At 44.2% G+C, this 8497-nt stretch carries 8 protein-coding genes and 1 pseudogene; 1 reads left to right on the top strand and 8 read right to left on the bottom strand.

Annotated elements, in window-relative coordinates:
- Window positions 1-129: 129 nt before the first annotated feature.
- The 8 genes from yacG to nadC all read right to left on the bottom strand — a co-directional run bounded on the left by yacG (window position 130) and on the right by nadC (window position 7416).
- Entirely contained in the window at window positions 130-327 is a 198-nt protein-coding gene (gene yacG, locus AB4232_RS20455; RefSeq protein ID WP_102249162.1) for a DNA gyrase inhibitor YacG, read from the bottom strand.
- 243 nt (window positions 328-570) lie between these two features.
- The gene (gene zapD / locus AB4232_RS20450) at window positions 571-1311 is read right to left on the bottom strand and encodes a cell division protein ZapD (protein WP_017101235.1); all 741 of its coding nucleotides are present in this window, start codon (window positions 1309-1311) and stop codon (window positions 571-573) included.
- Between the two features lie 26 nt (window positions 1312-1337).
- Window positions 1338-1952, bottom strand: a complete 615-nt coding sequence (gene coaE / locus AB4232_RS20445) for a dephospho-CoA kinase (protein ID WP_017097339.1) — start codon at window positions 1950-1952, stop codon at window positions 1338-1340.
- A gap of 2 nt (window positions 1953-1954) precedes the next feature.
- On the bottom strand, window positions 1955-2824 hold the full coding sequence (locus AB4232_RS20440; protein ID WP_086048774.1) for an A24 family peptidase: 870 nt from the start codon (window positions 2822-2824) through the stop codon (window positions 1955-1957).
- Between the two features lie 68 nt (window positions 2825-2892).
- Window positions 2893-4119 (bottom strand): type II secretion system F family protein, encoded by a 1227-nt coding sequence (locus AB4232_RS20435; RefSeq protein WP_372087886.1) that lies wholly within the window; start codon window positions 4117-4119, stop codon window positions 2893-2895.
- Between the two features lie 15 nt (window positions 4120-4134).
- On the bottom strand, window positions 4135-5820 hold the full coding sequence (gene pilB, locus AB4232_RS20430; protein ID WP_372087885.1) for a type IV-A pilus assembly ATPase PilB: 1686 nt from the start codon (window positions 5818-5820) through the stop codon (window positions 4135-4137).
- 1 nt (window position 5821) lies between these two features.
- Window positions 5822-6271 (bottom strand): prepilin-type N-terminal cleavage/methylation domain-containing protein, encoded by a 450-nt coding sequence (locus AB4232_RS20425; RefSeq protein ID WP_372087884.1) that lies wholly within the window; start codon window positions 6269-6271, stop codon window positions 5822-5824.
- A 254-nt stretch (window positions 6272-6525) separates the two neighbouring features.
- Window positions 6526-7416, bottom strand: coding sequence for a carboxylating nicotinate-nucleotide diphosphorylase (gene nadC, locus AB4232_RS20420; protein ID WP_102249157.1), 891 nt, complete (start codon window positions 7414-7416; stop codon window positions 6526-6528).
- Between the two features lie 83 nt (window positions 7417-7499).
- Between nadC and ampD the strand changes: the two are divergent.
- Window positions 7500-8100, top strand: a pseudogene (gene ampD / locus AB4232_RS20415) (1,6-anhydro-N-acetylmuramyl-L-alanine amidase AmpD).
- Window positions 8101-8497 lie beyond the last annotated feature (397 nt).

The following is an 8497-nucleotide window of genomic DNA, read 5'->3' as shown; positions in this document are numbered from 1 at the left end:
GAAGGAGTAGGGAATCTCTACTCATACCATTTTACCGGCAATAAAAAAGGATTGACGTAAAACGCCAACCCTTCAAAATTTACTCGCTACTCGCTACTCGCTACTCGCTACTCGCTACTCGCTACTCGCTTAGTGTGGGTCTTCCGACCAACCATCGCTATCCGACATGTCAGGTGCGCCAGCGATACTGTTCTCTTCGTCTGCCCATTCACCGAAATCAATCATCTGACATTGCTTGCTGCAAAACGGGCGATGTGGGCTTTGTTCACCCCATTCAACGTCAGTGTTACATTGAGGGCATTTAACGATGGTGATTTTGTTCGACATAGTGATTCTTAATTAGAGGGGGTAGTAATACCAATCGTAGCAAATAACTGGTCATCCTAGCTTGTTAAAACGCTCGATAACTTCGTTAGAAATTTTGATTGTAGAATAACTACTTATCGAAAATTTCTGTCTTGTTCTCAAGCCTTTTTCCTACGCTATTTATGAACACTTACTTACTGTGGTTGGCATAAGAAATAGTTTAGGCTCAAGTGACAACTCAAGCCAAACAATAAAGGTAATGAATTAGCTGCAGATAGCCAACTCAAATTCAATATCTTGAGTACAGGCTTGCCCAGTTTCAAAGCTCATAAATTTAATAGCGAAACGGTTTTTATGTCCCGAGATCATCGGGTAGGCACCGTACTGCATTGGAATTGAAAGGCGAAGGATATTCGCTTCATCAGCATCGCTTTGGAAGAAACCTGTACGAGCGATCTGATCCTTAAAGTGACCTGTCTCTCTGGTGAGCTTCAACCATAGTGTTAGTGCTTCATACAGAGGCTGTAGGCTATCCATCCATGTCTTAGCATCTCTAACTCTCTTATCCAGAGGAAGATGAAGCCAATAATGTAGAGCCGGTAAATCAAAGCAACATGAGCCACCTGGCAAGTTAAAGCGTTGACGAATGGCGCTAAGGAAGCGGTCTTCCTTTAATGATTGCCCAAAACGTTCCGCCTGCATCAGTTCACGATAGATATGACTAATATCATTGAGCAATGATGTCAGCATCTCTTGATCGACACCTTCAACATCTAACCAACTTTTATAGGTTACACGCTGTTTCTCAATATCTTTTGCGAGTTCGCTCTTAAGTTGTATCTGTTCGAATATTTCAATCAGATCAAAGATAGAACGGAAAAAGAGTTGATACTGTTGAGCATCGGAAAATGCAGAAGACAAGTGTAACTGCCTCAAGAGTGATTCAACTCTTAAGTAGATGCGTGTTTTCTCATTTAGAGGATGTTCAAATTTATGGGTGATCATCGAGCAAACCTTCATTCAACATTGTTCTATTCTGACCCATCTACTGCACTGATTGCCAGATACTTTTGATGTAAATCTGTGATTTGAGGCAAAAGTTCTTGGTTTTTAGTATGGTTTTTAATCACGTCATCTGCAACTGCTAAGCGCTGTTCTCTTGATGCCTGTGATTTTAAAATTGATTTAACTTGTTCCCTAGAAACATTATCGCGACTCATCGTACGTTCTATTTGCACTTCTACCGGCACATCAACGATTAATACGCGATCGGTCATGCCTTGCATTTGGTTTTCAACCAATAGCGGTGCGACTAATAAACCATATGGGGATGTGATTTTAGACAGGTCACTGTCAATTTTGTCGCGGATCATAGGGTGAAGCAGTTCATTGAGCCATTGTTTCTCTGTGGGATCAGAAAAGATCACTTCGCGCAGTTTAGCTCGGTTTAGCGCTCCATCTTCGAGCAATACCTCTTCACCAAAATGAGTCGCAATCTGTTTTAGACCTTCACTGCCCAACGCCACCACTTCACGTGCCACGATATCAGCATCGACAATATCAATGTGAAAATGTTCGCTGAAGAGATTAGCTACCGTCGTTTTACCACTGGCGATCCCACCGCTTAATCCGATAATGATTGCCATGATTAAATCCCTAGTACAGAAGTGAAATACCAACCCATGATGTCATTGCCCCACATCAAACTTACCCAACCCGCAATCGCGAGGTATGGGCCAAACGGGAAGGCTTTATCTATGCCTTGCTGTTTCAAGCGAAGTTGAATCAAGCCGAAAACCAAACCGACCAGCGACGACAAAAGAATGATCATTGGTAGGTGTTGCCAACCAAGCCATGCACCTAATGCGGCTAGGAGTTTGAAGTCTCCATATCCCATGCCTTCTTTGCCTGTTAGTAGCTTGAACAACCAATAAACAGACCACAAAGCTAGGTAGCCGGCCATTGCGCCAACTACGGAATCTTGAAGCGATACTGGGCTGATGTTAAACAGTGCTAACGCGATACCAGACCAAACCAAAGGTAAGGTGATTTGATCAGGTAACAGCATGGTATCTAGGTCGATAAAGGTTGCGGCAATCAATGCAAAGGTGAAAAAAATCAAAGCAATGGCGTAGTAACTGAAACCAAAGTGGCTAGCCACTACGGTGCATAGTATTGCAGTCAGCAGTTCGACCAATGGATAGCGAGCACTGATTGGGTTAGCACAGCTATGACACTTACCTTTCAAGAACAACCAGCTTAATACTGGAACATTGTCGACGATTCTTAATTGGGTTTTACATTTCGGGCAAGCCGAACGAGGGATACTGAGATTGAACTTCCCCTCTGGCGCTGGAATTTTATATTGAGAGAAATACTCCGAGCACTCTTGTTGCCACTCTCGTTCCATCATAATCGGTAAACGGTGTATGACTACGTTGAGGAAGCTGCCAATAAGAAGGCTAAAAATGAAAGCTAATACGGGGAATAGCCAAGGATAGTAGTGAAATACTTCCATAGTGTCCTTTACCACTTAATCAATACAAGCAGTGGTTCTCTGCTTGAGGGGTGTTTGGTTGCTTTGAGCTATCCTAACACACTCATAAGATTAAAGATCGGTAAGTACATCGCGACAACCAGTCCACCAATAGCGGTGCCTAAAAATACGATGATCAGTGGCTCTAGAATCTTACCTAAATTATCGACGGTGTTGTCGACTTCAAATTCATAAATAGATGCGATTTTATTGAGCATGTCATCAAGGTTGCCGGACTCTTCTCCTATCATGACCATCTGTAAAACCATCTCAGGAAAGGCATCGGTATTGCGCATCGCGATATACATCGGCATGCCAGCGGCAGTTTCACGATGAACCTCGATGATGGCCGATTCATAATGCAAGTTACCTGCGGTTTTGGCTGTGGTCTTCAGGCTGGTTAAAATAGGAATCCCTGAACTAAAACTGGTTGATAAGGTTCGGCTGAATTTGGCGATTGAGGCTTTGGCCAATACTCCGCCAAGAATAGGGAATCGCAAGCCTAGACGGCTGAATGATAAACGAATGGAATAAGACCGTTGACGCAGTTGGTAGGTAAATAATGTGACTAACCCTATGCCAACGGCAGCATAAAGACTGTAAGCCTGTACCCAATGCGAAAGGGAGAGTACTTGTTGAGTAAACCAAGGGAGGTCTGCCCCGAAGCCTGAAAACATAGATTCAAATTCAGGAATGACCATGGTGAGCATTAAGTAAGAGACAGTCAAAGCGACAGCGACCACCATTGTAGGGTAAATCAGTGCTTTTATGACCTTAGACTTTAGCTGCTCACTCTTTTCTCTATAGGTTGCTAAGCGTTCAAAGACTTGCGCTAGGTTTCCGGAAAGCTCGCCAGTAGCGACCAAATCGGTGTACAGGTCGTCAAAGTGAGTGCTTGCCGTCCGCATCGCTTTTGATATAGGGGTTCCCGCTTCGACACCTCGACAGATGTGCAATAGAATTGATTTCATTTCAGCTTTACGGTGATTGTCTGATACTAGCTTAATGGCCTGAACGATAGGCACGCCAGTGGCAAGCATGGTCGCAAGTTGTCGAGTCAAAATGGTGATGTCTTTGGCTTTGACTCGGTGTGTTAAACGAGTGACTGCTGAGATGCTTTTCTTTTTGATTTTCTTAATCTGAATATGCTGATCTTTGAGCTTTTCTCGTACTTCTAATTCAGCGAGTGCCAAGGTTTGCCCTGACACCTTTTTGCCTGAGCTGTTTATGCCTTTCCAGTGGTAGTTTTTTAATTGTGACTGCAGTTTAGTGCTCATGAGTGCTCCGATGGATTATAGATACAGAACACGTTGCAGTTCTTGATAGCTAGTCGTGCCTTCAAGCAACTTATCGATACCGGATTCTTGCAGTGTTCTCATTCCTTCTCTACGCGCGAGATCTTCAATCTCTAACGCGTTAGGTTTATTGATCAGACTATTTTTTAGTTTGTCGGTAAACGGCATCACTTCGTAGATACCCACTCGACCGGAATAGCCCTGATTACACTCATTGCACCCTTGTGGGGTGGCTTTGTAGAGTGTTTGATTGTTAGGAATAGAGTGACGTAGAAATATGTCCGGCGAGTTGTCAGCTGCTTTACAGTGGTTACACAGCCGCCTTGCCAGTCGCTGTGCGATAATCAGGCTCAATGACGAAGCGAGGTTAAAGGGTTCTATCCCCATATAGGCGAGCCGAGTCACGGTTTCCGAAGCTGAGTTAGTATGGAGTGTCGAGAGGACTAAGTGACCCGTTTGCGACGCTTTGATCGCGATCTCTGCGGTTTCTAAATCACGGATCTCACCGACCATCACTACATCAGGATCTTGTCGCAAGAACGATCGTAGTGCTTCGGCAAACCCAAAACCGATCTTTGGCGTCACCTGTACCTGATTGATACCACACAGGTTGATCTCCACCGGATCTTCAGCAGTTGAGATATTACGCTCAGAGGTGTTAAGCATGCGAAGTCCAGTGTAAAGAGAGACCGTTTTGCCACTGCCTGTGGGCCCAGTCATTAAGATCATCCCTTGGGGGCGTTTTAGGGCATTGAGATAGAGCGCTTTTTGATCCTCGCTGTAACCTAATTTATCGATATCTAAATTGGCTGCGCTGCTGTCTAGAAGACGCAGTACGATCTTTTCTCCCCACAATGTCGGTAGAGTCGACACACGCATATCGATCGCCAGCTCGTCGTTCAAACGCAGCTTAATACGGCCGTCTTGAGGTAAGCGACGTTCAGCGATATCAAGTTTGGCGAGAATCTTTAAACGAGCGGATAACCGACGGCTTAAATGAGACGCGGGCTGTTGGACCTCAACAAGAATGCCATCGCAACGCAGACGCACTCGGTAGTTTTCTTCATAAGGTTCGAAGTGGATGTCGGATGCGCCTTTACGCACCGCATCAACCAGTATCTGATTGATAAATCGACTGACAGGGGAGTCATCTTGACTGAGATCTTCAATTGAACTCATTTCATCGTCAGAGACTTCAACAAGATTGGCGAGCTCATCTTGGGTGATCTCTTTGCGCTTAGAGTCTTGCCCGGAAATAGAGCGACCATACAGCTTTCGTATGGCGCCTTCTAATTCTGAATAGTTAGCGACAACGAGTTCTATCTGCAATCCAGTCGCGAATCTAAAATCGTCTTCAGCTTGCAAGTCGGTTGGATCGGCAGAGGCGAGCGTGAGAGTAGAGTTAGTGAGGACAACTGGGATAGCACGATACTTAGTGATCAATTCTCGAAGTCCCAATTGGTCACACAAGATTTCATAGTCAGTATTGGCCAGTTGCACTAACGGCAAACCGAAAATGGTTTTGATGTTATTAGCGAGGCTCTCGCCGGTGAATAAGCCCAGAGTGAGCAAAGCTTCAGGTGTAGAAACACCTGTAGCTTGCACATGTTCCGCAACGGCTTGTTCTTGAGTCAGGCTAAGTAAGTTAGCCTGACGGAGAATTCTTGGGAGGTTGTTAGACACGTTAAGGCGTTGCCAGTTTACAGCCTTTCAGGGTATCTGAAAGTAATGTAGCAGGGATGTCATGCGTGCATTTCCAACCTGAATTACTTCTCGTGTAAGTTATTTTTTTACCTGAAAGTGATGCTGAAGGTAAAAAAGTGAAATCAGCAGTTCCATTTGTGGCTGTAGTTCCATCTTTTGTAAATTTAAGAGTTCCCATAGCACTCATGTCTGTAGTTGCACCAAAATCGCTTGCTTGAGCGTCTTCTGGGAATGCCCCTTTTTCTTGTATATACATATCTATATTAGTCAATAGTGTTTTAGGTATGCTAACTCCAGCATTTGCTTCGGTTTTGATTACATAGCTCTTATAAGCAGGAACTGCGATTGCACTTAATATGCCGATAATGCCGACCACTATCATCAATTCAATCAGCGTAAAGCCTTTCTGGTTTTTTCTTTTGTTTTTCATAGTTCTATTCCATTCGTTAGTTTGTTTCAGTGCAAGCACCGGTTGATGGAAAGAATAGAAGTTGAGATTTAGAAGTGGAATGGTGTTCAGGTGTGGGCGCGAGTGGTTTTGTATTTATTGGTGTGTTGTTTCATATGGGGCGCAAAATTATGCGATCAGCTTAGTTAACTGATTGATATACTGATAATAAAAGCAATAAAAAGGCATGGCTGATTGCCATGCCTAGAAGTTAAGTGATTGATAGAACTATGAGATTAAGCTTTGAATCGCATTGAAAGGTCCATTGCTTTTAGATGCTTAGTCAGTGCACCCACTGAGATGTAATCGACACCCGTTTCAGCGAACTCTGCAATCGTATCTAAAGTCACGTTACCTGAGTTTTCTAGTGCTGCACGACCTGCGTTAATTTTAACGGCTTCACGCATCATGTCAGTGGTGAAGTTATCTAGCATGATGATGTCTGCACCGGCGCTGATCGCCTGTTCGAGCTCTGCTAGGCTTTCGGTTTCAACTTCTACAGGCTTACCCGGGTTAAGCTCTTTTGCAGTAGAGATAGCCTTCTCAATCCCACCACATGCGATGATATGGTTTTCTTTGATTAGGTACGCATCGAAAACGCCAATACGGTGGTTGAAGCCACCACCACAAGCAACAGCGTATTTTAGTGCGCTACGTAGGCCAGGAATCGTTTTTCGAGTGTCTAATAGGCGGCATTCTGTGTGTTTGATTTTGTCAGCGTAGATTGCTGTCGCCGTCGCACAACCCGATAGTGTTTGAATGAAGTTCATTGCGTTACGCTCACCGGTTAAAAGTGCGCGAGCAGGGCCTGCTAGCGTGCAAAGTGTTTGGTTTGGTTCAACCTTGTCACCGTCTTCTACGTTCCACTCGATAGTGACTTCACCGCCCAATTGCTTAAACACTTCATCAGCCCAAGCTTTACCACAGAACACACCGTGCTCACGGGTAATGATGGTTGCGCTGTTGATTGCGTCTGCAGGGATTAGACTTGCCGTAATATCAGCCGCTGGATCTAACGTTCCACCTAGATCTTCTTTGATGGTCTCAGCGACTGCGCGAGTGATCTCTAGCGGCAGTTGCTCTTTTAAGTAATCAAGGCGTTGGTGGCTGTTATGTGTGTTTTTCATCGCAAATCTAATCTTGAAAGGGAGTGGGAATGGAATGATACTCTTGCTTAACTTCAAATTAAAGAGGCTAGCGCGACTGCTCTATGGGCAAAGTCACAATCTTATTGCGCTAGTAGAAAAGAAAGCGAGAATAAGATGACGATGAGCTCCAACGGATGGTACGACAATGCTCGGCATGTTCCTTCTCCGTATTTTGATGCTAGACCCAGCACCGACGATATCTCTCTGCTGGTGGTTCATAACATTAGTTTACCACCAGGCCAATTTGGCGGCCCTTACATTGAACAGTTTTTCACGGGCAAACTTGATCCGGCAGATCATCCATTTTTTAAAGTGATTCACCAAATGGGCGTTTCGGCACATTGCTTGATTCGCCGTGATGGTGAGGTGGTACAGTTTGTGTCATTTCTTGACCGAGCTTGGCACGCAGGCCAGTCGAGCTTTGCGGGGCGTAAAAGGTGTAATGATTACTCGATTGGTATTGAGCTGGAAGGAAGCGACTTTATCGCTTATACAGAACAGCAGTACCAAGCGCTTTCTCGATTAACAGAAACGATCGTATCGACTTTCCCTCAAATAACCACCGAGCGTATCACTGGTCATCAATATATAGCCCCGTTACGCAAAACTGACCCTGGTTTGGTTTTCGACTGGCAGAAGTTTAAAGGCGAGCTCAAGGTTTAAGCCTCATTATCGAAGATGCTCTTATTGTTGCTGGTGGTTGAATAGTCAACGCCTAGCATAATGACTTGTGAATTTTTGTTGTTGCGATGTAAATAAAGTGGTTAGGGGGAGGGCGTCAATAAATCGAGAGTGTGACGAGCTTATCAAACGATCTAATATTAAAACTTATGAACAGGATTTCTACCTCTAATGTGCGCTTGGTTTGATTTTTAATCAAGTGGCACTCATCTTTCTGAAACAATCCATTTTTATCCTGAAACTTTCTAGCACGGATACTCCCCAAAAGTATTACCCCTGTAAATGGTAAGACCAAATTGGTTGCTGTTTTAAATTTCATTTGTTAAATCATGGTTAATTCGTGCTGTGTTCTATGATTCAGGTCAATTTTAGTCTGGAC

The organism is Vibrio sp. 10N.286.46.A8 (assembly GCF_041470165.1).
Taxonomy (GTDB): domain Bacteria; phylum Pseudomonadota; class Gammaproteobacteria; order Enterobacterales; family Vibrionaceae; genus Vibrio; species Vibrio tasmaniensis_A.
Note: the sequence above shows the minus strand (reverse complement) of the source record. Positions and strands in the feature narration are given on the sequence as shown.